This window comes from Bacillus sp. DJP31 (assembly GCF_049310945.1).
In the GTDB taxonomy this organism is placed as follows: domain Bacteria; phylum Bacillota; class Bacilli; order Bacillales; family SA4; genus Bacillus_BS.
Map to the genome: position 1 here is coordinate 43,377 of NZ_JBMERO010000015.1, position 25,055 is coordinate 68,431.

22 protein-coding genes and 2 riboswitches are annotated in these 25,055 nt (G+C 38.9%); of the genes, 8 read left to right on the forward strand and 14 right to left on the reverse strand.

What is annotated here, in order from left to right; all coding sequences use genetic code 11:
- Window positions 1-106: 106 nt before the first annotated feature.
- Window positions 107-1,447, reverse strand: a complete 1,341-nt coding sequence (locus ACOI1C_RS14475) for a UDP-glucose dehydrogenase family protein (protein ID WP_422511212.1) — start codon at window positions 1,445-1,447, stop codon at window positions 107-109.
- A gap of 281 nt (window positions 1,448-1,728) precedes the next feature.
- Complete coding sequence (gene galU / locus ACOI1C_RS14480) at window positions 1,729-2,619, reverse strand: UTP--glucose-1-phosphate uridylyltransferase GalU (protein WP_422511213.1); 891 nt, start codon at window positions 2,617-2,619, stop codon at window positions 1,729-1,731.
- A 314-nt stretch (window positions 2,620-2,933) separates the two neighbouring features.
- On the opposite strand from galU, the gene ACOI1C_RS14485 reads away from it, so the two are divergent.
- Both ACOI1C_RS14485 and ACOI1C_RS14490 read left to right on the forward strand, forming a co-directional pair.
- Window positions 2,934-3,875, forward strand: a complete 942-nt coding sequence (locus ACOI1C_RS14485) for a LytR family transcriptional regulator (RefSeq protein ID WP_422511214.1) — start codon at window positions 2,934-2,936, stop codon at window positions 3,873-3,875.
- Window positions 3,876-4,105: 230 nt separating this feature from the next.
- Window positions 4,106-4,498, forward strand: a complete 393-nt coding sequence (locus ACOI1C_RS14490) for a VanZ family protein (RefSeq protein WP_422511215.1) — start codon at window positions 4,106-4,108, stop codon at window positions 4,496-4,498.
- Window positions 4,499-4,881: 383 nt separating this feature from the next.
- Window positions 4,882-4,964, forward strand: a riboswitch (cyclic di-GMP riboswitch).
- A gap of 560 nt (window positions 4,965-5,524) precedes the next feature.
- Here ACOI1C_RS14490 and ACOI1C_RS14495 read toward each other — a convergent pair.
- The 3 genes from ACOI1C_RS14495 to ACOI1C_RS14505 form a co-directional block, all read right to left on the reverse strand.
- Complete coding sequence (locus tag ACOI1C_RS14495; protein WP_422511216.1) at window positions 5,525-6,106, reverse strand: hypothetical protein; 582 nt, start codon at window positions 6,104-6,106, stop codon at window positions 5,525-5,527.
- Window positions 6,107-6,252: 146 nt separating this feature from the next.
- The gene (locus ACOI1C_RS14500; RefSeq protein ID WP_422511217.1) at window positions 6,253-6,405 is read right to left on the reverse strand and encodes a hypothetical protein; all 153 of its coding nucleotides are present in this window, start codon (window positions 6,403-6,405) and stop codon (window positions 6,253-6,255) included.
- A gap of 53 nt (window positions 6,406-6,458) precedes the next feature.
- Window positions 6,459-6,543: riboswitch (cyclic di-GMP riboswitch) on the reverse strand.
- Window positions 6,544-7,207: 664 nt separating this feature from the next.
- Window positions 7,208-9,640: an N-acetylmuramoyl-L-alanine amidase gene (locus ACOI1C_RS14505; protein ID WP_422511218.1), complete on the reverse strand. Its 2,433-nt coding sequence runs from the start codon at window positions 9,638-9,640 to the stop codon at window positions 7,208-7,210.
- 299 nt (window positions 9,641-9,939) lie between these two features.
- Between ACOI1C_RS14505 and ACOI1C_RS14510 the strand changes: the two genes are divergently transcribed.
- The gene (locus tag ACOI1C_RS14510) at window positions 9,940-10,242 is read left to right on the forward strand and encodes a hypothetical protein (protein ID WP_422511219.1); all 303 of its coding nucleotides are present in this window, start codon (window positions 9,940-9,942) and stop codon (window positions 10,240-10,242) included.
- A gap of 301 nt (window positions 10,243-10,543) precedes the next feature.
- On the opposite strand, the gene ACOI1C_RS14515 is transcribed toward ACOI1C_RS14510, so the two are convergent.
- The 9 genes from ACOI1C_RS14515 to ACOI1C_RS14555 all read right to left on the reverse strand — a co-directional run bounded on the left by ACOI1C_RS14515 (window position 10,544) and on the right by ACOI1C_RS14555 (window position 19,913).
- On the reverse strand, window positions 10,544-11,656 hold the full coding sequence (locus tag ACOI1C_RS14515; RefSeq protein ID WP_422511220.1) for a plasmid pRiA4b ORF-3 family protein: 1,113 nt from the start codon (window positions 11,654-11,656) through the stop codon (window positions 10,544-10,546).
- A 389-nt stretch (window positions 11,657-12,045) separates the two neighbouring features.
- Complete coding sequence (locus ACOI1C_RS14520) at window positions 12,046-12,450, reverse strand: hypothetical protein (protein ID WP_422511221.1); 405 nt, start codon at window positions 12,448-12,450, stop codon at window positions 12,046-12,048.
- A gap of 991 nt (window positions 12,451-13,441) precedes the next feature.
- Window positions 13,442-13,654, reverse strand: coding sequence for a hypothetical protein (locus tag ACOI1C_RS14525; protein WP_422511222.1), 213 nt, complete (start codon window positions 13,652-13,654; stop codon window positions 13,442-13,444).
- A 31-nt stretch (window positions 13,655-13,685) separates the two neighbouring features.
- Complete coding sequence (locus tag ACOI1C_RS14530) at window positions 13,686-13,814, reverse strand: hypothetical protein (protein ID WP_422511223.1); 129 nt, start codon at window positions 13,812-13,814, stop codon at window positions 13,686-13,688.
- Window positions 13,815-14,038: 224 nt separating this feature from the next.
- Window positions 14,039-14,569 (reverse strand): chromate transporter, encoded by a 531-nt coding sequence (locus ACOI1C_RS14535; RefSeq protein WP_422511224.1) that lies wholly within the window; start codon window positions 14,567-14,569, stop codon window positions 14,039-14,041.
- Complete coding sequence (locus tag ACOI1C_RS14540) at window positions 14,566-15,144, reverse strand: chromate transporter (protein WP_422511225.1); 579 nt, start codon at window positions 15,142-15,144, stop codon at window positions 14,566-14,568. The genes ACOI1C_RS14535 and ACOI1C_RS14540 overlap by 4 nt, the downstream gene beginning before the upstream one ends.
- A 195-nt stretch (window positions 15,145-15,339) precedes the next feature.
- The gene (locus ACOI1C_RS14545) at window positions 15,340-16,944 is read right to left on the reverse strand and encodes a gamma-glutamyltransferase family protein (RefSeq protein ID WP_422511250.1); all 1,605 of its coding nucleotides are present in this window, start codon (window positions 16,942-16,944) and stop codon (window positions 15,340-15,342) included.
- Between the two features lie 243 nt (window positions 16,945-17,187).
- Complete coding sequence (locus ACOI1C_RS14550; protein WP_422511226.1) at window positions 17,188-18,774, reverse strand: glutathione ABC transporter substrate-binding protein; 1,587 nt, start codon at window positions 18,772-18,774, stop codon at window positions 17,188-17,190.
- Window positions 18,775-18,836: 62 nt separating this feature from the next.
- Complete coding sequence (locus ACOI1C_RS14555) at window positions 18,837-19,913, reverse strand: M24 family metallopeptidase (protein ID WP_422511227.1); 1,077 nt, start codon at window positions 19,911-19,913, stop codon at window positions 18,837-18,839.
- 306 nt (window positions 19,914-20,219) lie between these two features.
- Here ACOI1C_RS14555 and ACOI1C_RS14560 point away from each other — a divergent pair, with 306 nt between their 5' ends.
- From ACOI1C_RS14560 to ACOI1C_RS14580, 5 genes are all read left to right on the forward strand, one after another.
- Window positions 20,220-21,059 (forward strand): ABC transporter permease, encoded by an 840-nt coding sequence (locus ACOI1C_RS14560; protein WP_422511251.1) that lies wholly within the window; start codon window positions 20,220-20,222, stop codon window positions 21,057-21,059.
- 29 nt (window positions 21,060-21,088) lie between these two features.
- On the forward strand, window positions 21,089-22,009 hold the full coding sequence (locus tag ACOI1C_RS14565) for an ABC transporter permease (protein ID WP_422511228.1): 921 nt from the start codon (window positions 21,089-21,091) through the stop codon (window positions 22,007-22,009).
- 16 nt (window positions 22,010-22,025) lie between these two features.
- The gene (locus ACOI1C_RS14570; protein WP_422511229.1) at window positions 22,026-23,063 is read left to right on the forward strand and encodes an ABC transporter ATP-binding protein; all 1,038 of its coding nucleotides are present in this window, start codon (window positions 22,026-22,028) and stop codon (window positions 23,061-23,063) included.
- Window positions 23,050-24,030 (forward strand): ABC transporter ATP-binding protein, encoded by a 981-nt coding sequence (locus ACOI1C_RS14575; RefSeq protein WP_422511230.1) that lies wholly within the window; start codon window positions 23,050-23,052, stop codon window positions 24,028-24,030. Before ACOI1C_RS14570 ends, ACOI1C_RS14575 begins: the two co-directional genes overlap by 14 nt.
- 169 nt (window positions 24,031-24,199) lie before the next feature.
- A complete protein-coding gene (locus tag ACOI1C_RS14580; RefSeq protein ID WP_422511231.1) occupies window positions 24,200-24,955 on the forward strand; it encodes a sensor histidine kinase in 756 nt (251 codons plus the stop codon).
- Window positions 24,956-25,055: the final 100 nt, after the last annotated feature.

Here is a 25,055-nt window from a genome sequence, read left to right on the forward strand (position 1 = left end):
ACTTTAACTAATTAAATCAGATCACCGATTTTCGCGCTGTTATATTCACTTTTTGAGAGTGAATATATATCATGATACTTTTCCTAACCAAAACTAAAAAGAAGCACTAACCTTCTGTAGTTAACTGCTTCTGCGTATGAGGTAATAGATGAGCCGGTCTACCGATAGACACATAAGAAATACTAGTAGCTTCTACTTTCTCTAGAGGATAACAGTTTCTACCATCAAAGATAATAGGTGTGTTCATCCACTGTTGATAGTTTGACAACGGTAACTCTTTAATAGAAGACCATTCTGTAACAATAAATGCCATATCAGCACCCTTTAAAGATTCTTCTAATGAGGAAGAATACGAAATGACGTCTCCCAGAATGACTCTTGCATTATCAATGGCAATAGGATCATATGCTATAACATCCGCCCCGTCCTGCACCAACTGCCTTGCTATTACGAGGGACGCCGCTTCTCGAACGTCATCTGTATTCGGCTTAAATGCCAACCCTAATAAGGCAACCCTCTTCCCCTTTAAGGTACCAAAGTACTCCCTTGCTTTTTCTACTAGCATAGCTTGCTGGCGATTGTTCACCTTGATGACCGATTCTAGCAACTCGAACTTATGCTCCACATTACCCGCAATCTGTACCAGTGCTTTTGTATCCTTTGGAAAACACGAACCACCATAACCAATTCCAGCATGTAGAAATTGAGTTCCAATTCGCTTATCCTGTCCAATTCCAGAGGCCACATCATCAATGTTCGCACCTAATTTTTCGCAAATATTTGCGATTTCATTGATAAAACTAATTTTCGTCGCAAGAAAGGCATTTGAAGCATATTTAATCATTTCAGCACTGTAGATGTCTGTCTTCATGACAGGAATACCAAACGGTCTATTAATCTCTTCAATCACTGCTGCAGCTTCTTCACTCTCTGCTCCAATGATAATTCGATCCCCATGGAATGTATCATGAATAGCAGAGCTTTCACGAAGGAATTCAGGATTGGAGACAATCTCCACCTTATATTCGGGTGATTTGTTCGACTCCACGATATGTTTAATTCGATCATTCGTGCCAACGGGTACCGTACTCTTCGTTACAACAATAACATCCTGTCGAATATGTCTAGCAATATGTGTGGCAACCTCATCAATATACGAAAGATTAGCAGATCCATCCTCGTTTTCAGGGGTACCCACAGCAATATAAATAACATTCGCTTGACTGTAGGCTTCAACCATATCTGTCGTAAAATGAAGCTTACCTTCCTCAATGTTATGTAGCATAAGCTCTTGTAACCCTGGCTCATAAATAGGGGAAATACCAGCTTGCATCTTCATCACTTTTTCATGATCGATATCTAAGCACGTTACATTTTGACCGATTTCAGCTAAGCAAACTCCTGTAACCAAACCAACATAACCAGTCCCCGCGACAGTAATATTCAAGCCACTACACCCTTTCAATAGGAAATTTATGTATACCTTTTATATACTTGACTGACCTTTACTAGAAACCATAGGTGATTAGCCCTTTATTCTTGCAGAAAGGGTTGAAGTATATCCCTTCTTCTATCATATTATATAGATAGTTAATTATAATGATAATGTTGTAAAATTTTTGTTAATTAAAAGAGACAAAGGGACAGGTATCATGTCACTCAAAAAAAAAGCAAAAAAATGGGACATGGTACCTGTCCCCATGTCCTCTTTCACCTGTTGCCAGATCACTAATTCTTCATAATTCCTTTTTCACTAATAAGTTTCTCTAAATAGGCAAGCACATCGTCGCGAAGATCATTTCTTGTTAGTGCAAAATCAATGGTTGCTTTGATAAATCCGAATTTATCTCCAACATCATAACGGATTCCCTCAAAGTTATAGGCAAGTACAGCCTGCATTTCATTTAAAGTTCGTATGGCGTCAGTTAACTGAATTTCTCCACCCGCTCCTGGAGCCTGGTTGCCAAGAATATCGAAAATCTCGGGTCGTAAAATATAACGCCCCATGATGGCAAAATTAGAAGGTGCATCTGCTAGTGACGGCTTCTCTACAAGTGTCTCAACATTTAAGAGATTATCTTCAAGCTGACTTCCTTTATAACCAACAATTCCATATTTAGAAACATCTCCATCTGGAACCTGCTGAACACCCACCACACTCGTTTGATAACGATTAAAAACATCCATTAGTTGCAATAAGCAAGGCTTTTCGGATTGTACAATATCGTCACCAAGCATGACTGCAAATGGTTCGTTACCAATAAATCTACGCGCACAATAAATCGCATGCCCTAAACCTTTTGGCTCTTTTTGACGAATATAATGAATGTTTGCGAGATTAGAAATGGCTTGTACTTCCTCTAGAATATCCCATTTTTCTTTTCCAGCTAATGTTTCTTCTAGCTCATAGGACTTATCAAAATGGTCCTCAATGGCACGCTTACCACGCCCACTAACGATCATAATATCTTCAATTCCAGAAGCAACGGCTTCCTCGACAATGTATTGAATCGTTGGTTTATCAACAATTGGTAGCATTTCTTTTGGTTGTGCCTTTGTTGCTGGAAGGAACCTTGTCCCAAGTCCAGCTGCTGGAATTATGGCTTTACGTACTTTCATTTTTCCATCCCCTTTGTTTCTATATAATCAACGAAAAAATTGTTCTTCTTACATCATATTACAAATCAGGCTATTTTTCATACCGATTTTGTAAATTTACTGTAAAAACCTTAATTCCCTCGTTGCAACCATATATAATAGAGTTATCTAAATGAATAGTTTGAAACTTAATTCATCACAATCTCGTCTAAAGAATTAGTTAGTATAATTTGCTAGAAAAACATGGATTGACTGGGTTAGATAAGACTGTTAAATTGTAGGTTGTACCGTTTTATAAAAAACAATAAATTTCACTATAGATTGGACTTGAAAAAATGGAAGAGCAAAGAATAAACACAAAGAAAAAATCAAAAAAGTGGCTATGGATTACTCTTAGTATCGTTGGAGCCATCCTACTAGGAACCTCTGCGTATGTGTATTCTATCTATTATTCTGTCGAAAGTGCAGCAAAAGAAATGTATGAGGCACCTACTAAGAAAAAGTCAGAGAAGCGCATAGAGCAAGTTGAGTTTACCCAGAAGGATCCTATATCGGTCTTGATTATGGGAGTTGATGAACGAACAAACGACGTTGGTCGATCGGACACCCTAATTGCGATGACCGTTAACCCCGAAAAGCAATCGATGCAGATGGTCAGCATTCCGCGTGACACTCGTACAGAAATTATTGGTAAAGGGTTCGACGATAAAATTAATCATGCCTACGCCTTTGGGGGAACTGACATGGCTATTGATACGGTTGAGAATTTCTTAGATATTCCGATTGATTACTATATAAAAGTGAACATGGAGAGTTTTAAAGAAATAGTAGATGCAGTAGGTGGAGTAACGGTTACGAATCCCTTCTCATTTACTGAAGGTGGATATACCTTTAATGAAGGACAAATAAACCTTAACGGGGAGCAAGCTCTATCGTATTCTAGAATGCGTTACCAAGATCCAAGAGGTGATTTTGGCCGACAGGACCGTCAAAAGCAAATTATTATGGGGGTTATCCAAAAAGGAGCTAGCTTCTCCTCTCTTGGAAAGCACGGTGAAATCCTAAATGTTCTTGGGGAAAATATAAAAACCAATCTTTCTTTTGATCAAATGATTGATATCCAAGCAAACTATCAAGAGGCACGACATAATCTTGAACAGTTTCAGGTAAATGGAAGTGGAGCAACGATCAATAAGATTTATTATTATGTGGTACCAGAGGAAGAAAGAATCAATCTATCCACAAAATTAAAAGACCATTTAGCATTAACTAATTGAACGATAAAGCCTACTATGGCTTTGTCGTTTTTTTCATTTAAGTTTTTACAGAAGTCAAACGCAGCTTGCACATAATAACACAGAACTATGCTTTTTAGTTTAGATGTTTATCTACTCTTTTCAAAGACCATAATTGACGATAAAGGTATAAATCAATGAGTCAGTTTCCTTACAAAAGGATTTGACGAGAGTGATGAACCCTAACAGGAGATAAAGGTGCGTGGATCATCGTGGATAGCATCAATATTGATTTAATTATAGGCATTGATAAGCAAATGCACTTTTTTGGATTTTTAATCATTTCATTTTTAATCGGAATAATGGTGCTTACCTTGACTCCAATAGGCTATTCAAGACGAAACTTAAGTTTGGTTTGGTTTTTCCTCATATTAATCGGCATCATTGAGGAATACAGGCAGTTTTCAGATCCGGATCGGAGTACCGAATTTCTTGATGGGATCGCAAACATAATGGGGGTAAGCTGTGGGTTATTACTACCTTTCCTACTTGTTTCATTTTATAAACAAAAAGGAAGGACTCGTGGGTTAATCGTTCTGTATGTGACACTTATTATTGTTTTATCGATTGGATTATGGGAGATGAATCAGAGGCCATTCCTTTAGATGAATGTTTAAAACGGTATGACAATGCATCTCTACATGTTGGAATACAGCCTCTTACCGTTTATATTCTACTTCTTCAGAAAGAATATTTTTCTTGATTAGTTCAATTAAGTCTCTTTCAGACAACAAGGGAGAACTACCTATGCTCTCCTGCAATTTCAACAAGATCTGGAGAAATTGATCTTTTCGTAGTAAAGGTTTTGATATAGTACTAGTTTTCATCATTTTCTTCCTTTAATAGTATGTAGTAACTAGTATTCTACCATTAAATTGGAATATAACTAGTTATTTTATACAAAAAACTTTATTTAATTTTTTTTATTAATGTAATTCTAGCGACAAATTGCGACATTTTTTTCTAATTCCGTATGCTATTCTTTCTATAAGTGAAAAGGCAAATCTATTGAAAAGTAGTGTCGCAAAGCTAGAGGGGCTAAGTCGTTAGATATGCCAGCCAGCTACCCCAACTATTTATTAAGGGGGATAAATTAGTATGCCTTACTTTACATTTAAAGAAATATGGACTCCTTTAACCTTTTTCCGTGTCCGCCTTTTCAAGTGTATTGAAACTGGACGTGTTTTCGTGAAAATCGGGAATGGTAATCGTAAACAGCTTTTTTAGTAGGATAAAAAGTCTTAAGAAGTTCCAAAGAGGAACTTTTTTTTTATGTTTCCTCATAAAATGTCGAGAGATAAACAGTCATCTTCCTTTTCCGACAATCTACGTCAATGACAGTTTTGGAAGAATAGATTAGTATTAACACTAAGTTAAGCGCTTACACAATAAATTGGAGGGCTTTTTATGCATGATAATGAAGGAAAATTTATGAAAGGATTTCTCTTTAGCACAACTTTGAGTATTCCCATTTGGCTTTCGTTGTTTGGTTGGGTTAAAATAATATTTATCTTAATCGATAGGCCTTACTTATATATAGTAAGTGCCATGCGGAGCAACTCTACTTTTTATTAATTCCTTATGTTGAATTCAGATCTGAACTGTATTTATCACTAAAGTCTCATACAAATTCACATTCCTTCCAAAGCTTCCTTCAATAGCTCTGATTTTCTTTTTTCTTTTACGCTTATATACTTTTCCCTTACTCGCTCGGCGTACAATAGACTTAACCCGTTTGATTTCAAATCCCTTTCAAGGGCTCCATATAGTTTGTTGAAGGCTATATCCATTTTATTCTCTAGCGAAATGGCTGCTGAATAATACTTCATGTATAAGTCGATTGTAGAATGATTTCCCTCGCTTTGTGTGTTTTTATCATACTCTTGATAAGCTTCTTCCACTAACCTATTAAGTTCAGTGGTAGCCTGTGTCTCTAGTGCTATTATTGAATCACGATACTTTTCCACAATGGGAAGAGCATGATCCTCTTCCAACTCTCTGATAACAACTTCATCTGATTCCAGCTGATTTTTTGAACTTACTTTAGGATAACTACTCTTGACACTATCCTCGAGACCCAATTCTCTGTCTAAGGTACTAGCTCGTTGTTCCTCTAGTTCTGGTATCTCTTTGATAAAAGTAAAATAAAGCAAGAAATATCCTGCACCCAAAATCAAAATTACGATCATGATGAACAATCTCAACTTTTTCATCGAGCATCATTCTCCCTGTTTTTCCTAGTCTCATCAGTGTTTCCATTTATTATTGTCTTAAACAGGGATAGGTACTTGTTGTATCTCTTTATCTCTTCTCACCAGATCAAATAAGGCCAATCCACTTGAATGGATTGGCCTCGATTTTATATTGAATGCTTTATACCTTGATAATTCTTATAATGAAAGTCTAGTTTCCTTTTTAACTTCACTTTTACTTCTTCATTTAAACACTCAGCTACTAAAAGCTCATATTCTATATAATTGAACTTGTGCCAATAATAAATCAACGTTTTCATCACATGAGAACTCCTTCAAACAAAGCGATTTTCACTAAATCGTAGGAGTTGTATTCGACAGCTGGCTGACCTTGTCTATTGACTTTAGTCCCTATAGCTTTGCGTCACCATCTTTCAACAGTTTTGCCATTTCGTACGATCGCGATACTTTTATATTAAAAGTTTCCACCTTGCCATACAAGGTGCTTTATACTCATAACGCATGATTTTATATGATACATATTGACTATTTAATTATTTTTTTAGAGTAAAACGGCTTTGGGATATTAATATATAAGAAGATATCTGGAAGTGTGAATGGTTTTGGTAGATTTAAATTGCTTCATAGACAATGCCTCCGAACTGTTTGTGTTTTCTAGAATATATCTATCAACTCAACATTCATTCGAACTTTTCCCCTCTTCTTACCTGAGAGGGGTTATTTTAATGGTCTAGCTGGTGCTATAACATACAATTGTATCTCTAACTAGAAAGTAATAATTCTGCGATTTTAAGCATATCAGGTTTAATTTTTCAAAGTAATCCGCAAAACTATCACTATTTCATCATCCCTCTGATTATATCGCAATTATTACAGATAGGTCTCTTAAAACCATCATTTCTGTTGGGTCTCCTTTAGAACAGACGTTTAAACCAATTTGAAAGGATGGAACCTTCCCCGTTTTACATAGGTAAACAAAACATTTTTTACATAATATAGAAAAAAAGGCACATCTAGCTAAAATATGCTAGTTGTGCCTTTTTCCTATTGTTCCCTATAAGAACCGTCCATTCGCAGCTCTTAAACAAATTGTAAAACGAATTAATATACGTTAAAGTATTCATCAATTCCGTCCGCAATTGATTGGGCTAATGTACTTTGATAAGAGTCTGAAACTAGGTTTTGACGTTCGCTTGAGTTGTTAATAAAACCAAGCTCTAGTAAAGTTGCAGGCATAGCTGATTCACGAACAACTGCTAATGCTTGTCCTGCCGTTCCCCGATCTTTCGCACCTGTATTGTCAACCATATTATTCTGAATCAGGTTTGTAAGTGTCACACTCTTTGCTATTCTTTCTGGATTATTATGCATATCACCATTGATTTTAGAAGGGTAATCTACATTATATCTATAGTAGAATGACTCAATTCCAGCAACAGTCGTTGCTCCCCCTTCTGTTGAGTTATGATGAATACTAATGAAAATATCTGCATCTAAATGATTGGCCATTTGAGGTCGATCTATCAATGATACGTAGGTATCGTTATCACGAGACATATAAACTTGATATCCACGACCTACTAATAATGATTGGACCTTTTTTGCTACAGCTAAATTCAAGTCTGCTTCTTCATAACCACCAGCAATTGCACCAGGATCATGTCCACCATGTCCGGGGTCTAAAAATACTCTCAAAGGTGGCATGAAAGCTTTTTTTTCACTAACTGACTCTCCCCGACCTTTAGGAACTAACTTAATTTCTATTGCTTCTAATCGTTTTGAACGTCCTTCTGTGCCAGCTTTCATCCCGTTTTTCGCCCAACCTAACCAGCCATAATCTTGAGCGTGAACACGATAATAAACGTCGTAATATTTGGCCATTTCACCAGTTAAATCTACTCTAATTGCTTCCATCCGTTTACTCTGTCCTATTGTACCAGATACTTTACCATTGGAAACAGGATCTAACCAGCCATTATCTTGTATATGCGTTGAAAATGTAATATCTCCACTATAAGGGGCATCTTCTAGACTAATCATAATGGCTTCTAAACGTTTTGCTTGGCCTACGGTTCCGCTCATCACTCCGTCTGCTACATTATCCAACCAACTGTATGTTTCAACATTCGTCGAATAAACAACAGTTGGTCTTGTAACAAATGGTTTATTGGTTGCACCAGGAGCTATTCCACCTTTTTTGACAAATACGATCTCAATTGCTTCCAATCGTTTAGAAAGTCCTTCTGTACCAGATGATTCTCCATTCTTTGCCCAACCTAACCAACCATAATGTTGAGAGTGAACACGATAGTAAACATCGTAATGCTTTGCCATTTCTCCAGTTAAACTTACTCTAATTGCTTCCATCCGTTTGCTTTGTCCCGATGTACCAGATACTTTACCGTTAGAAACAGGATTTAACCAACCATAATCTTCTACATGGGTTGAAAATGTAATATCTCCACTATAAGGGGCATTTTGTAAATCAATCATAATGGCTTCTAACCGTTTCGCTTGGCCTACGGTTCCGCTCATCGCTCCATCTGCTACAAAATCCAACCAACTGTAATCTTCAACATGGGTCGAATAAGCAACAGTTGGTCCTGTAATGAATGGTTTATTGAATGAATCAGGAGCTAATTTACCCCTTTCGACTAAAACAATTTCAATTGCTTCCAATTGTTTAGCTAGTCCTTCTGTACCAGCAGATTCACCATTTTTTGCCCAGCCTAACCAACCGTAATCTTGTGTATGAACGCGATAATATACATCATAATGATCAGCTTGAATTCCGAGTAGTTGGATTTTAATCGCTTCTAAGCGTTTACCTTCCCCAGTAGTTCCACTCTCTATACCATCAGAAACATAATCTAACCAACCATAGTCTTGAACATGTGTGGAATATTCTATACCTAGTTCTTCTATATGATCAACTGATATTTTAATACCTTCAATGCGTTTTGCTTGTCCTTCTGTACCTGACATTTCTCCATTAGATACAGAGTTTAGCCAACCCATGTCTTGTATATTCGTAGCATAATTGACAGAAGGTGTTACGACCTCACTACCAATGGTCGTGTCCTCGGAAGATTGAAGTACAGATGATGAATCGAAAACCGAGTTATCGTTTTCAGCAACACCTGTCATTAGTTCATTATTATCAAGAGATTTTATTTCTTCAACTTTAAAGGAATTAGATACAACTAATTTGTATCGAAAATTCTCGCTTTCCATCTCAACCAATTGAGTCAGTTCATCTGTAACAGTAAGAGTGATGTCTTTTGTTTGAATAGAAGAATCCGTATCGATTTCATATTGACCATTAACAGATGATTTCGATTCGTCTGTCCAACTAGCTAAAGTCAGTTTTACATTTTCATTCACTACGATTTCATGTTTTTCACCATTATAATGAATAATGTAATAACTAGAATCCTCTTCGCTACCAACTCCATAAGTAATACTTCCGTTTGAAAAACATCCCAGACCCACTAATAGCAAGCTGCAAAATAGGGAAAAAGCTCTTCTTCTCATCATCATACTCCTATAATAAATTTTAATAGTCTTCTTCAAAAACTTGTAATTATTAGTATACAATACTGCTATTCTAGCATAAAAATTAGTAGAAAGATTGAGAAGTTATTACTATTTCTTACAAAAAACTACAATGTACCAGGGGGACAGGTTCACTGGCACAAATAATCTCTAGAAACGGACCATGGTACCTGTCCCCATGGTTCCCCCCTAAACTACCGATACACCCATATGAACTAAAAGTTCACCTGTTCTAAGATATACCTACCAACTACGTTGACATTATTGGAGGTAGTACGATGAAAAAAAGAAAAAACAGACAAAACGTTCGAATCTATGGATTTAAGTTTCCACAAGCACTTCTTGAAGATATGCGAAACTTTCAATCTCAAAATAACATCCAAATTCCAGCTAGTGCCTATGCTGCGGTCCTTTCCTTGTTGAAACAAGTTCACAGGGAAAAGACAACAAAGGGTGAAGTGCAGGAATTCAGTCTTCCAGCTTATGCAACTGAATGTAGCCTTCCCTATTCCACGCTATATGTTGGATTTAAGTTTTTAATGAAGCATGTACCAGGGGGACAGGTTCACTGGCACAAATAATCTCTAGAAACGGGCCATGGTACCTGTCCCCATGGTTCCATTTGTCAAAACTTCTATAAACTTGGATAGTAATTTAACACTGTGATTTAAACAAACGTTTGATTAATCCATACTCCCAATGCTTTAATGACGGGGTTTATTGTTGAGAGTTTTAAATCAACATTGTTACGATTCACTTAATTATTTTACTACCATAATACTATCGTCTTTTCAACTATCCGTTGTATAGTCAGGGGCATCATTACTTTTTTTGAAAAGATTAGGGCTTTTAAGAAAAACCGAGGTGACAGGCAGGTAAAATTCACTCTACCCTCAGTCTCCTATTAACCTCTATAAGATCAAATTCCCGATATCCCTGCTTCTTTCCCCATTTCACCATATGCTCGAAGTCCGGGTGGGTTTTATCACCCATAATCTGAAGGAATTCTTCGTAACCTGGTTCTCCGCCTACATCTTCTGGCGGGGCATTTCCTTCACCATATAGGCAGGTAGGATAGTTGAATTCGTAATTTTCTATGACTCTTTCTACTTTAATTTCATGCTCCCAGCCATCTCCAAAATCATAGTTATAAACGATTTTAGCTGGAAGATAGTCGGACAGCTTGATCCCTTTTTCCATTTCCATCGGAATATCGTCTTGGTAGCTAAGGGCTTCTTCATCACTCACTAGATGCATAATCGGTTTTTCTTTCTTGATCGAAATGACATTGTCACCTGTGTAAATTGGATAAATATAAAACTCGTGTAGATGGGTATTTTGCCATTGAAAAGCAATTTGTAATACTCTATGTAATTTGTCAAAAGTGGTATGTGTCGGAACGATGATACTTCGCCAAACTGAGTAATTCTCAAGGCACAACGTTACTTTTAGCTCTATGGCTTCAGAGCGAAAGATGGGTTGACCTGCTAATTCCTCTAAGTCCTTATACATTTCTTCATTTGGATTTATATAGCTATTCTTTCCGTCTCCTACTAAAATACCGCTAACCTTAAAGCTCATTTCTACTTGAAAAATAACTTCTTGGTCAGTTAAGTCTTCAAAATAATACACATATCCACATGCTTTGTTCATTCTTGCGACAAATGTTCTGTCCTTAGTTTTAGAGAAGACAACTGGATTAGAGCGTTGGATAAACTGCTCTATGACCTCATCCTTGATATACACCGCTTTAAATGTTTCACGGATGGCTTGCAGGATGAGCGCATCGACATTTTTCATGTCCTTTGCCTTTAAACCATAGAGGACAATCGCATATCGATTTTTATCATTCACCAAAACGAGAGCCTTCCTCCGACCTAACTTTACTATATTGGCATGCCAAGAAAACAATGAATCTTCCTCTATCGGTGCTATCGTTGGATCAGCAGTTACCTTAAGTTCATCTAGTAGTTTTTTTGTACATTGGATTAGCATATGTATCAGCTCCTTCAATTAGTTTAAATGTTGTAATAGGGCCAGAAGGTCAGGTTCCTGGGCCCAAATAATCTTTAGGCACTGGGTCATGGTGCCTGTCCCCTTGGCTCTCCCCTCCAGGAGCCAGGGGGACAGGTTCACTGGCACAAATAATCTCTAGAAACGGGCCACGGTACCTGTCCCCGTGGTTCTAGACATGGATAGGTGTCGGCCTGTCCATGTGTCCTTATACAGCGCAAGGGGCAGCGCATGGGGGACAGGTACGTTGTCCCAACTAAACTCTAAAAATGGGTCATGGTGCCTGTCCCCTTGGCCGCTTCTGTCCCACTGCTTTTCCCTCTCTCCTTACTCAGTCATATCTAGAGCCAGGGAGAGCCAGGGGGACAGGTTCACTGGCACAAATAATCTCTAGAAACGGGCCACGGTACCTGTCCCCGTGGTTCCTCGATTCGGAATCCAAATTCGTTTCTCTCTACCCATACTTTCACCTCATCTCTGATTTCTGGTTTATTTTGGACTGTTGTCTTCTTAACGTCAGTGCTTCCCACAGACCTTCGTTGGTAAGCGCTGGACTTCCCATCAAGGTCTGCAATCGTCCGAGCTAATCGGATCCGTTTAACTTGAACACGATTACTCCAATTCTCCTTGCTAGACAATTGTCTGATTATCAGCTGCTGACTATTAGTAAGAGGAGTAGATTCTAAGATCCTTTCAAAAGACACCTTCATCGCATATAATGCCGCGGCCACCCGATCTCTCGATTCCTTGACCGATGCATCTGGCAAGCCAACCATACTAAACCATTATTTACCAGGTATAATTTGAACTTCAACCTCTACCCTATAGCACACCATTCCCTTTAGTCCAATACTTGTAAAAATCGTCGTCATTCACCAACCTCCTTATTTTTAGATAAAATTACTACATACCTTGAGTTATGTCCATTCGTTAAAAACTAGATATGGAAAATGGAAATATTTCTTTTTTACACAAACACGGTTAAAAAACAGGAATTCAAGGAAGTTACAGCAGCAAAAATTGATTCTATATCTAAATTGAAGCAAAAAGAAGCGTCCCTTCGCTTCCGAAGATTTGAACCTACATGATAATGAGAATATACTAAAAGAGAGAAGTGCTAGTAACACTTCTCCCTGCAACCTCGACCGTCAAGGTGGTGGTTGTCAAAATTATTTTAATTTCTGAAAACCACCCTTTAGCTTGCGACAGCGTAGGGTGGTTTTATTATGTTCTATTACGTTTTTCCCGAAAGAAGTATGCTACTAATTTGCGAATAATTCCTTTGAAGATCACCCGTATATCCTCAAGAAATGTAACCATCATCATCTTCGACAAATTCCGGGTGGTGACAGGCACGCAAAACGATCTTCGACAAATTCCGGGTGGTGACAGGCACGTAAAACGACAATAATGTTCAATAAAAGTCAGTAATGGTTTTCTGTATATTTATTTACAGCATAAGTGCCATTTTAAATTTTTTTGAAAGTTACCACCTTAAAACTAATCTTATAATGAATATTTTACCATAAAACCCTTTTATTTGTGTTTTACAGGTACCATATAAACTTACACACTAACCTATAATAATTAACTTCTTAAATCTACTTGTGCAGCAGAATAACCTGCTCAATCATTTTGGTTAAGTGTACTCTCTTCTACTAAATTTTTGGTTCGTTTTATTACTAATTCCACTCCATAAAACACAAAAAATGGCCCATCTCCCTGTATGGAGATGAGCCTGATTAGTTATCTTTCATCTATTAAATTTTACTCAACAAAACCATTATCCTTACTAACCTGATAATGAAACACTTCTCTAGTTCCTCCCTTTTCCGGAGCTTTAAATCTATCTAGTTTACCTTGTTTCATTAATGGTCTCAAAATAACTTGGAAGATGTGCGAATCAGAAATGACCATCCTCTCATTCATAAAATCTACAATCTCTTTAAGTGCTTTTGGTTCCTTACAAAATACTAGCATCTCTGCCACCTCAGGCCCATCTAAAATTGCTTTATGTTTTTCCTTTGTTTTCTGCTTCTTTTTCTGTCTTTGTTGCCATCTTCAACAGCACTGTACAAGGTTTGGTTTCGTGTTTCCACAAAGCTGTTCTTTCTCGTTTCTCTTCCTCTGTTAATTCCAACCTCTTAATCCAATGCAAGACGTCATTCTTAAAATTAGAATCGGCATGAATTTGGTTTAAGAAGCGAATGAAGTTCCATTCCAAATAATCCTGGCGAATACGACGCGTATCGCATCGTTCAGTTCTATATCTCTGATCATGGCCGACAACACACCCAAAAGTGAGGCTCTAAAGGTTCTTTCCGATTGTTGACAAAAGGGACATGGTACCTGACCCCTTTCCCACTATGCTAAAAATATCGCTCCATACCCCAATGCCCCAACAATGACATAAGCGGGATGGAATTTGAATTTCACTAGTAATAAGTAACTGGCCACAATGAGGAATATCGTTTGAAGAATTCCTGCATCCACATAGGAAGTAGCAAAAAAGCTATAAGTCATGACACCAAGTAGTACGCAAATGGCCGGTCTAACATAGCTAGACATTCGCTTCACTTGTGGTGAATCTTTGTATTTATATAATAGGGCGAGAAGTGCGATCATTAGAATCAGTGAAGGGGCTACAGTGGCAAATATACCAACAGCAGCACCTAGTATTCCACCTTGCTGAAACCCGATGTACCCTGCCATTTTTGTGGCAATCGGCCCTGGAAGTGCATTGCCTAATGCGAGTACCTCACTAAATTCAGATACTGTTAACCATTCATATCGGTCCACCACTTCGTTTTCTACTAGCGGAATGGAAGCTGGACCACCCCCATATCCTAGAATTCCTGGGATAAAAAAGGCGAGAAAGATGTGCCAGTAGATCATAAGCCAACACCTCTTTCGTATACCTGTTCCACTTCAACCTTTTTATCCTTTTTCACTAAGGCAAAAACTAATAAACCACCAATTAAAAAGGCAGGATGTAAACCTAGAAGCTCCAAAAGGATAAAGCTCCCTACGACGGAACCTACAGCCATTTTCCAGCCTAGAGAATCCTTCGACTTTTTGAAGAAGTCCCATGTTAGCACGGCAAGCATTACCCCAACAACCGGAACAACCGCCTTGGTCATCCCGATTACCCATGGTTGATCTTTGAAGGATGATAAAAATGTTAAGAATACAATCATTAACAAAATCGTTGGGACAATCGTGGCTAGCACTGCAGTTATCAAGCCTAGTATTCCTGCCACTCGGTACCCAATGTACCCAGCCATTTTGGTCGCAATTGGACCTGGAAGCGTGTTCCCTAGTGCAAGTACGTCCGAAAATTCATCATCATTCATCCATTTATATTTATCAACGACCTCTTTATGCACGAGCGGAATGGACGATGGTCCACCACCGTACCCTAACATCCCAACACGAAAAAAGGCCAAAAATAACTCAAGCTGTCTTTTCATTTAGTTCATCCCTTTTTGTTGTTGTTAGTTTTTTACTTTGGCTCTGTTAAAGTTGCCTGTTGATGTTCGCTCCAATCAACATCGTTTGATAATCAACAATGACCTTTTAACACAGCCTCTTAATTTGTAGCTTTAAAGCATCGAAGGCCTGACCCCCGATGTTTTAAAGCGTTTATTATTTCTAATTCCTATATTTTAGTAAGCTGCAATTGAGCCATCTGTTCTTGATTCTGTTCCACCCATTAGTACACCGCTTTTTGGGTTTCTCCAGATAATTTGTCCTCTGCCGAAGCTGCCTCCGTCTAGGGCTACTTCGATTTGGTGGCCTTTTCGGGCAAGTGCTTGGGCAATGTGGTTCGGGAAGGTGTTTTCGACACTTACCTTTTTACCTTCGATCCACTGCCATCTTGGTGAGTCAAGGGCTGCTTGTGGATTTAAGTGGAAGTCCACTGTATTCATGATGACTTGTGCATGTCCTTGTGGCTGCATGTAGCCTCCCATGACACCGAATGGTCCTACTGCTTCATTGTCCTTTGTTAGGAATCCAGGAATAATCGTATGGTACGTCTTTTTTCCTGGCTGTAAGGAGTTCTCATCTTCAGGGTCTAGTGAGAAGTCAGCTCCACGGTTTTGAAGGGCGATTCCTGTTCCTGGCACAACGATACCGGAACCAAAGCCCATATAGTTACTCTGAATAAACGACACCATGTTTCCTTCTCCATCAGCTGTTGCTAAATAAACCGTTCCACCACTTGGAGGAGTTCCTGGCTCAGGAGTTAGTGCCGCGTCTCCTATTAAACTTCTACGTGCTTCTGCGAATTCTTCAGAAAGTAGCTGCTCAGAGCTAAATGACATATGTTTTGGATCTGTTACGTATTTTTTCGCATCGACAAATGCTAGTTTCATAGTTTCAATCTGTTTATGATACGTTTCAACGGATTCTTTTTCGTTTAATTCGAAGCCCTTCATCATGTTAAGAGCCATTAAAGCCACAATTCCTTGTCCGTTCGGTGGAATTTCCCACACATCATAGCCTCGATAATTTACTTTGATTGGCTGGACCCATTCTGGCTTATAGTCTGCTAAGTCTTCAGCTGATAGGAAGCCACCATTTTCTTTAGAAAACTGATCAATCCTTTCAGCCAGTTCCCCACGGTAAAAGCTTTCTGCATTTGTTTCAGCGATTGACCGAAGTGTGCTTGCGTGACCCGGTGATTTCCACACGTCCCCAATTTCAGGTGCTCTTCCATCTAGAGAGAACGTATCAAACCAGCCTTTATATTCGTCCCCTTTGAATAATTCCTTGAAGCGGTTGTAAGCCCCTTTCCAGTACTTCCCTAGAATTGGTGATAAAGGATACCCATTTTCCGCATATTCAATGGCCGGCTTTAGCACTTCTGATAATGGCAATTTTCCAAAACGCTTGGAAAGCTCTGCCCATGCTCCAGGTGCACCTGGAACTGTAACAGGGATCATACCAAACTTCGGCATCGATTCATGACCTTTTTCTTTAACCGCATCAATTGAAATGCTTTTTGGAGCTGGTCCACTTGCATTTAGCCCGTGTAATTCTCCTTTTGTCCAAACTAATGCAAAAGCGTCTCCGCCTATTCCATTTGAGGTTGGTTCAACAACAGTCAAACAAGCAGCCGTTGCAATTGCCGCATCAATAGCATTGCCGCCCTTTTTTAAAATATCTAATCCTGCCTGAGCAGCTAAAGGCTGCGAAGTTGCAACCATACCATTTTTCGCAATAGTCGTCATTCTTTGTGATGAGTAAGGATGGTTTAAATAGTCCATGTTCTCCATTATATTGAACTCCCTCTATTTTCTATTATTTTTTATGCTTATCTTGGGACAAGGGACAAGGGACCTGACCCCTTGACCCGTTTTGGGACAAGGGACCTGACCCCTTGACCCGTTTTGGGACAAGAGACCTGACCCCATGACCTACCACCGGCACCATGACCCATATCTTAACAAAGCAAGCCCATTCACGCGACTTACGCGGAATAGGCTTACTATATACCCTAGGGGAGGTACCTAATTAATCGTTACATCATTTAGCATATCAATTTGTGATGGATGTAACCAGAAGCCTTTGACAGACTTACCAACAGCGATTAAGTACTCAGCATTACGTAGGTAGATCATTGGTGCTTCTTCCATTTCGATTGCTTGAGCCTCTTTGTAAATTTCTAAACGCTTTGTTGGATCTGTTTCTTGACGACCAGCGTCAATTAATGCATCAACTTTTGGATTGCTATAGAATGCACGGTTTCCAACTGGACCTTGTGCATCTGTGTGGAAAAGGAAGTACTGGTTGTAGTCAGCGTCACCAGTCATATTGGACCAACCAAGTACGAACATATCATGCTCACCTTTTGAAGTTGCGTCTAGGTAAGCACCCCATTCTACCACTTTAATTTCAACTTCAATTCCAACTCCTTTAAGTTGAGATTGAACAACCTCTGCTACATCCATACGTGCTTTGTTGTCGTTTGTCCAAATTGTTGTCTTGAAGCCATCTTCATAGCCTGCTTCTTTTAGAAGTCCTTTTGCCTTTTCAACATCATAGTCATAGCCTTCTAGATCTGGGTTATGTCCCCAAACAGCAGGTCCCATTGGTGCTGTAGCTTCCGTACCAACATTGTTGTAAACACCTTGAAGGATCATGTCTGTATCAATTGCATAATTGATTGCTTGACGTACACGAATATCAGTAAATGGTTCTTTTTTCATGTTAAATCCAATATAATCAATTCCTAAACCATCTCGGCGGTATAATTCCATTGCAGAACTACCTTCAATACGTTCTACTTCTGTAACTGGAACGGCTTCAGCAAGATGAGCTTCGCCTGTCTCAACCATTGCAATTCTTGTTGCATCCTCAGGTACTACCTTGAACACAACGCTATCAATTTTCGGCTTGTCTCCCCAGTAGTCTGAATTTTTCACTAATCGAACCTCTGCTCCAGGTGTCCAAGAGTCAAACTTGAAAGGACCTGTACCAGATGGATTTTGACCTAATGCATCGCCTTGCTCTTCGATTGCCTTTGGACTAATAATTCCACCTGCATAATGTGAAAGATTCGCAAGTAATGGTGCAAATGAATATTCTGTTACTAATTGAATTGTATAATCATCAATAATTTTAACTTCTGTGATCATTTCGTACAAGCTCTTACGTGGTGAAGCCACTTCATCATTTAAAATACGATCAATGGTTACCTTTACAGCATCCGCATTAAAATCTGTACCATCATGGAATTTTACTCCTTCACGTAGCTTGAATTCCCACGTTAGGTCGTCTACTGACTCCCACTCAGTAGCTAGAGCAGGTTGAATTTCCATGTTTTCATCTTGTTTGACAAGACCTTCATAAATTTTGCCGTGATACACGTTAGCAGATGGGATATCTGTCCCTTTATGTGGATCAAGCTGAGTCGCATCTGATAGAACCGCGATGATTAGCTCTCCGCCTTCTCCACCAGTAACCTCTCCATTCCCTGAGTTACTGTTATCAGTGCCAGCAGCACTTTCAGAAGGTGCGTTTGAACAACCCGTTAGGATTGCACCTATAACGAAAAGCATTGCTAAGATGATTGACATAACCTTTTTAGATTTCATATGATCTCTCCTCTTTTATGAATGTTTTATAATAGCATTACTAGCATTCTCATTAACTAATTTTATATAGGAAGTACCTGTAATTCCTTTGTTGCTTTTGTAAGATTTAAGTAGCCATCTTCTGTAATAACAACAAAGTCTTCAATTCTCACCCCACCGAAGCCTGGTATATAAATTCCTGGTTCCACGGTGATCACCATTCCTGGTTGTAACACGGTGTTATCCGTTTGACGCATAACTGGTTTTTCATGAACGGCTAAACCAATTGAATGACCTAAGCTATGAGTGAAGTTTTCGCCATACCCAGCATCGCGGATAATCGACCTGACCATTTCATCTAACTCTGAACATACTTTTCCTGGACCAATGGCCTCTAGAGCAGCCTCTTGAGCTTTTTTTACAACTTCATAGATTTCTAGCTGTTTACTAGTTGGTTCACCTAGGACAACGGTTCTCGTAAAGTCAGAATAATAGCCTTTTACTCTAGCACCTATATCCATTTTGACAAAGTCGCCAGCCTGGATGACTCTTCCCGTTGCTTGCCCATGAGGAAGTGAGGATCTTTCACCAGAAGCAATGACATGATTTGCCTTGATTCCTTCTGCACCTGCTTTTCTCATGAACATTTCTAGCTCAAATCCAACCTCTAATTCTGTCATTCCTGGACGTATAAATGAAAGAATGTGTTCAAAGGCTCCATCACAATACGAAACAGCTTCACGCAAGTACTCGATTTCTTGTTCATCCTTTATCATGCGAATATCATAGAAGATTGGATCTGCCTTCAAAAGCTGAACAGTCGGTATTGCATTCCTCAAATCAAGAAACTCTTCTGCCGGCATCGATTCGAATTCGATTCCGAGATTTTTTACCCCATATTTTTCAGTTAGTGTTGTCACATTCGATAACAATTCACGATTGTGATCAATCACTTCATATAAAGGAGCTTCCCCTCTTGCAATGAGAGTATAACGAGAATCTGTTAATAGGAAGGAATCTTCCTTTGTAATGAGAAGTACCCCACTTGAACCACGGAAGTTAGAAAAATAGTAACGATTCTCTTGCGATGTTACTAGAACTGCATCTAAATCTGCCTCTAGCAATTTTGAACGTAATTTTTCTATTCTCTTAACTTGCATTCTTATTCTCACCGTCCTTTTCAAAATAGATTTCAGAAGTCGGTAAAACTCTGCATTTGTATGACTTGTTCCTATTATAAGAAAGTTCAGAATATAATGTTTTCAAAATGATGACTTTCTTTTACACAATCATTACCTAATTGTAAAAATAATATAAAAAGTGTATATTTTCTGATAATTTATTAATACAGGCTCGGTTACAGAAGAAAATCCCAAGCCCTTAGAAAAAGGAGGTCACAAAAGATGAATCAATCTGCTGTAGAGGTAAATAAGAACAAGCTTTCACCTAAGGTGCGTAGCCCCCGGATGGAACGTTGGTCTTCTTTTTATAAACAAATACAGAAAAATAAAATGGCGATGATTGGTGGATACATTATTCTCTTCTATATAATAGTTGCCATATTCGCTCCATTGATTGCTCCGTATGATCCATTAGAAATGAATTTATTGAACAAGCTTCAGCCACCTTCATTGGAGAATTGGATGGGAACCGATGATAAAGGACGCGATGTGCTAAGCCGTCTAATCTACGGATCACAATTATCCTTAACAGTTGGTGTCGTATCTGTGGCCATCGGGGCTTTCGTTGGGATTATCTTAGGTCTTGTTTCAGGCTATTACGGAAAAATGGTCGATACGGTGATCATGCGATTTATCGATGTCCTCCTTGCCTTCCCTGGTATCTTATTAGCCTTAGCAATTATTAGCGCACTAGGTCCAGATTTGATTAATGTAATGATAGCTGTTGGTGTTTTCTCCATTCCGACGTTCGCCCGTATTGTGAGAGGATCGACTCTTTCAACGAAAAAAATGGAGTATGTAGATGCTATCCGTGCACTAGGCGCAACTGATTTTAAAATTATGTTTGTTCATATATTACCTAATATTATGTCTCCTATTATCGTTCAAGGTACCCTACGTCTAGCAACAGCTATTTTGACTGCTGCAGGTCTATCGTTCTTAGGAATGGGAGCTCAACCTCCTTCACCAGAGTGGGGAGCAATGTTAAGTAGTGGTCGTAACTTCCTGTGGAATGCCCCTCATTTGGCTACCTTCCCAGGCCTTGCCATAGCGATTATCGTAATGGGTCTCAATATGTTTGGTGATGGCTTACGTGATGCGTTAGATCCACGAATGAAGAGATAATAATTTACTAGAATGATAGGAGTGAGACGATGTTTACTTTCATATTAAGACGATTATTACAAATGATCCCTGTATTACTCGGAGTCGTTCTTGTTGTATTTTTAATCATGCAGATGGTACCAGGTGACCCTGCGGTTCTTCTAGCTGGAGAAAGTGCAACACCTGAGCAAGTAGAAATCATTAGACATCAGCTCGGTTTAGACCGACCACTTATCGTTCAATATTTTTCTTATGTAGGTGAAATTATCAGAGGAGATCTTGGAACATCCATAAGGTCCAATCGTCCTGTTTTAGATGAAATTCTTGTACGATTGCCAGTTACCTTTGAATTAGCCTTTTGGAGTATACTCGTGACGATTTTTCTAGGACTTTTAGCAGGAATTATTTCTGCTACGAAACAGTATTCCTTCTCAGATGTTTCTTTAATGATTGTTGCACTACTCGGAGTATCCTTACCAAGCTTTTGGCTTGGATTGATGTTTATCCTTTATCTTTCAGTAAAAATTCAAATCTTCCCTGTAGCAGGCTGGGGTACTTTCATGCATGTCGTGTTGCCAGCACTTACGCTAGGAACTGGTGGTGCTGCCATTGTAGCCCGTATGACACGTTCTAGTATGCTTGAAGTCATCCGCCAAGATTACATTCGAACAGCGAGAGCAAAAGGAGTAAAAGAACAGGTTATCGTGTACAAGCATGCATTGAAAAATGCAATGATCCCTGTTATTACAGTCGTCGGTTTACAATTTGGAGCATTATTAGGTGGTACGGTTTTAACTGAAACGGTCTTTGCTATTAACGGTCTTGGACGTTTAATTATTGATGCGATTCGTATGAGAGACCTACCGCTTGTTCAAGGATCTATTTTGACCGTTTCGATTATCTTTGTTGTCGTGAATATGCTAGTCGATATTTCGTATCGATTCCTAAATAAACGTGTGGATTTAAACTAGGGAAGAGGTGAACAGAATGCAATCGAATCAAGATACTATTTTAGAGGTAAAAAACTTACAAACACACTTTTCTACCGATCGCGGAGTTGTTAAAGCGGTAGATGGAGTTGATTTTAAAGTAAATCGTGGCCAAACCTTGGGAATCGTTGGTGAGTCCGGGTGCGGAAAGAGTATTACTTCCCTTTCAATCATGAGATTAATTGCTACGCCTCCTGGAAAAATTGCCGGTGGTGAGGTGTTATTTAAGGGAGAAAACATCTTATCCTATTCAGAAGAGAAAATGAGAAGCATTCGTGGAAATGAAATATCAATGATTTTCCAGGAGCCGATGACTTCCTTAAATCCTGTGTACTCTGTTGGTGAACAGATTGCTGAAGCGTTCCGTATTCACCAAAAGCTAAACCGAAAAAAGGCATGGGAAAAGGCAGTAGAAATGCTAACGCTTGTTGGAATTCCCTCACCGGAGAAAAGAGCAAAGCAAGAACCACATGAACTTAGTGGTGGAATGAGACAAAGGGTTATGATTGCGATGGCATTAGCCTGTAATCCGTCCCTATTAATTGCCGATGAACCAACAACTGCCCTTGATGTAACCATTCAAGCACAAATTCTGGACCTTTTGAAAAAATTACAAGAGGACTTCGGATCAGCCATCATTATGATTACACATGATCTTGGAGTCATTGCCGAGACCTGTGACATGGTTGCCGTTATGTATGCAGGTAAGGTTGTTGAATACACGGATGTTGATTCATTATTTGAACAGCCAAAGCATCCTTATACAGAAGGATTATTGGGTTCTATCCCAAGGGTAGACGAAGACCGTGATGAATTACTCACGATTAAAGGAAGCGTTCCGAGTCCATTTGATATGCCTGTTGGCTGCCGATTTGCTCCTCGCTGTCCATATGCTACAGACTTATGTCATGAAAGGTTACCTGAATTAAATACGTTAGAGAACAATGAACAAGTTCGTTGCTGGATTTATACAGATGAGTGGAAGGGTGAAAAGCCACAAATCGGAAAGGGGGCGGCGGAAAATGTCGGTTCTTAATACTAAAAAGGCACTATTAGAAGTAAAGGATTTAAAGCAGTACTTTCCTATAAAAGGTGGAATTTTTGGTAAGACAGTCAATCACGTCAAAGCGGTTGATGGCATAAGCTTTGGGATTTATGAAGGAGAAACCGTTAGTATTGTAGGTGAATCTGGTTGTGGAAAGTCCACAACTGGACGTGCAATTCTACGATTAGAAGAGCCAACATCAGGTGAGGTTTTCTTTGACGGGGAAAACCTTCTATCCCTTTCCAAGCGAAAAATGAGAGAAAAGCGTAAGGATTTACAAGTCATCTTTCAGGATCCCTATGCCTCATTAAATCCTAGACAAACGGTCGGGCGCATTATTGAAGAAGCGATGGAAATATTAAAAGTTGTTCCAAAGCATGAACGAAGACAGCGCACGATTGAATTGCTCGAGCAAGTAGGATTACGTGCTGATATGATTGACCGTTATCCTCATGAATTTAGTGGAGGACAGCGTCAGCGTATTGGAATTGCCCGTGCCCTTGCCGTTAAGCCTAAGCTGTTAATTTGTGACGAAGCAGTATCCGCTTTAGACGTTTCCGTACAAGCTCAAGTATTGAATCTATTAAAAGAACTACAAAGAGAATTTAAATTAACCTACCTTTTCATTTCACATGATTTGGGTGTTGTACGCCATATCTCAGACCGAGTGATTGTTATGTATTTAGGAAACATTGTGGAGATTGCTGATAAAAAATCATTATTTGAAAATCCACAGCATCCTTACACGAAGGCATTACTGTCAGCGATCCCAGAGCCAACAAGAAAAAGAACAAGAGAACGTGTCATCCTAAAAGGTGATGTTCCGTCTCCAATCAATCCACCAACAGGCTGCAGATTTCACACACGTTGCCCGATGGCGACTGACTCGTGCAAAACGACTGAGCAAAGGCTGAGACAGGTCGGCCCCGAGCATTTTGTTGCCTGTGAATTTGCTTAATGAGATGATTTCAAATGTGTCACTTGTCATGAGTGGCACATTTCTTTATTCTTAACATATCTGTTAAACTTGGCTGTTGATTTCCGCTTCAATCAACATTGTTTGAAAATAGCAATGACTTTTAACACATACTTACTTTAAAATAACTCAACTACAGGTGAAATTTGGAATGATAACCTTTAACTTATACACAGCGTTCATTACACTCGCCATGCTGGCTCCGATTATAGGGTCCATTACCTTATTTTCAGTCCTAGCTTTTGAACATGAACTCGATTTCTTAAAAAATGAAAATACACGAGTCCAACTAGAAAAAGAGCTTCAACAAAGTGAATATATTCAATTAAATCAGCAAATCCAACCTCACTTTTTATTTAATACGATGAATTTAATTTTAGGACTAGCTCGCCTCAAGAAAAATGACCAGCTAATCGAGGTCCTCGAGCAACTTTCCTTATTTTTAAAGTTTAAATATCAAGTTAAAGACCAACATATCCCCTTTTCACAGGAGCTTGATTATACGAAGCATTATTTAACCATACAACAAATTAGAATCGGACAACGCTTGTCGATTACCTATGATATGAGCGAACATGAAGATTTCAGTGTGTTAATTCCCCCCTACATGCTTCAAACCTTAACTGAAAATGCCTTTAAGCATAGCCTGGAGAAAAAACCGGGCGATGTTAGCCTATTGGTCCGATTTAAAACAGATGAAACGATGGCCTATTTAGAGGTGATCGATGATGGGATTGGTAAGATCCATGAGGATTTCGACATCGAGGACTCTTCTGGGCAAGGGCTGAAAAATATATATAATCGACTGGCCTTACTATTTGGGGATCAATTCTCCCTGCGTTTAGAGCAGGTTCCAACAGGAGGCGTTAAGGCTGCTGTAACTTGGCCTATTTTAAAGAATAACTGAATCAGGCATCATCTAAAAAGACCAGGCAAAGTTCCAGGCCGATCTTATTTATTTACTTTAAATTTCGTCGACAAGTTCTAGGGCACATGTCGAATTAAGA

What these genes read in the sequence shown, in the direction of transcription:
- ACOI1C_RS14560 (WP_422511251.1), top strand. Translation starts at nt 20,220, where the DNA reads ATGGAACGTTGGTCTTCTTTTTATAAACAAATACAGAAAAATAAAATG.
- galU (WP_422511213.1), bottom strand. Translation starts at nt 2,619, where the DNA reads ATGAAAGTACGTAAAGCCATAATTCCAGCAGCTGGACTTGGGACAAGG.
- ACOI1C_RS14485 (WP_422511214.1), top strand. Translation starts at nt 2,934, where the DNA reads ATGGAAGAGCAAAGAATAAACACAAAGAAAAAATCAAAAAAGTGGCTA.
- ACOI1C_RS14540 (WP_422511225.1), bottom strand. Translation starts at nt 15,144, where the DNA reads ATGAAAAGACAGCTTGAGTTATTTTTGGCCTTTTTTCGTGTTGGGATG.
- ACOI1C_RS14555 (WP_422511227.1), bottom strand. Translation starts at nt 19,913, where the DNA reads ATGCAAGTTAAGAGAATAGAAAAATTACGTTCAAAATTGCTAGAGGCA.
- ACOI1C_RS14495 (WP_422511216.1), bottom strand. Translation starts at nt 6,106, where the DNA reads ATGAAAAAGTTGAGATTGTTCATCATGATCGTAATTTTGATTTTGGGT.
- ACOI1C_RS14525 (WP_422511222.1), bottom strand. Translation starts at nt 13,654, where the DNA reads ATGCTAGTATTTTGTAAGGAACCAAAAGCACTTAAAGAGATTGTAGAT.
- ACOI1C_RS14570 (WP_422511229.1), top strand. Translation starts at nt 22,026, where the DNA reads ATGCAATCGAATCAAGATACTATTTTAGAGGTAAAAAACTTACAAACA.
- ACOI1C_RS14545 (WP_422511250.1), bottom strand. Translation starts at nt 16,944, where the DNA reads ATGGACTATTTAAACCATCCTTACTCATCACAAAGAATGACGACTATT.
- ACOI1C_RS14565 (WP_422511228.1), top strand. Translation starts at nt 21,089, where the DNA reads ATGTTTACTTTCATATTAAGACGATTATTACAAATGATCCCTGTATTA.
- ACOI1C_RS14575 (WP_422511230.1), top strand. Translation starts at nt 23,050, where the DNA reads ATGTCGGTTCTTAATACTAAAAAGGCACTATTAGAAGTAAAGGATTTA.
- ACOI1C_RS14580 (WP_422511231.1), top strand. Translation starts at nt 24,200, where the DNA reads ATGATAACCTTTAACTTATACACAGCGTTCATTACACTCGCCATGCTG.
- ACOI1C_RS14505 (WP_422511218.1), bottom strand. Translation starts at nt 9,640, where the DNA reads ATGAGAAGAAGAGCTTTTTCCCTATTTTGCAGCTTGCTATTAGTGGGT.
- ACOI1C_RS14515 (WP_422511220.1), bottom strand. Translation starts at nt 11,656, where the DNA reads ATGCTAATCCAATGTACAAAAAAACTACTAGATGAACTTAAGGTAACT.
- ACOI1C_RS14500 (WP_422511217.1), bottom strand. Translation starts at nt 6,405, where the DNA reads ATGAAAACGTTGATTTATTATTGGCACAAGTTCAATTATATAGAATAT.
- ACOI1C_RS14520 (WP_422511221.1), bottom strand. Translation starts at nt 12,450, where the DNA reads ATGGTTGGCTTGCCAGATGCATCGGTCAAGGAATCGAGAGATCGGGTG.
- ACOI1C_RS14535 (WP_422511224.1), bottom strand. Translation starts at nt 14,569, where the DNA reads ATGATCTACTGGCACATCTTTCTCGCCTTTTTTATCCCAGGAATTCTA.
- ACOI1C_RS14550 (WP_422511226.1), bottom strand. Translation starts at nt 18,774, where the DNA reads ATGAAATCTAAAAAGGTTATGTCAATCATCTTAGCAATGCTTTTCGTT.
- ACOI1C_RS14510 (WP_422511219.1), top strand. Translation starts at nt 9,940, where the DNA reads ATGAAAAAAAGAAAAAACAGACAAAACGTTCGAATCTATGGATTTAAG.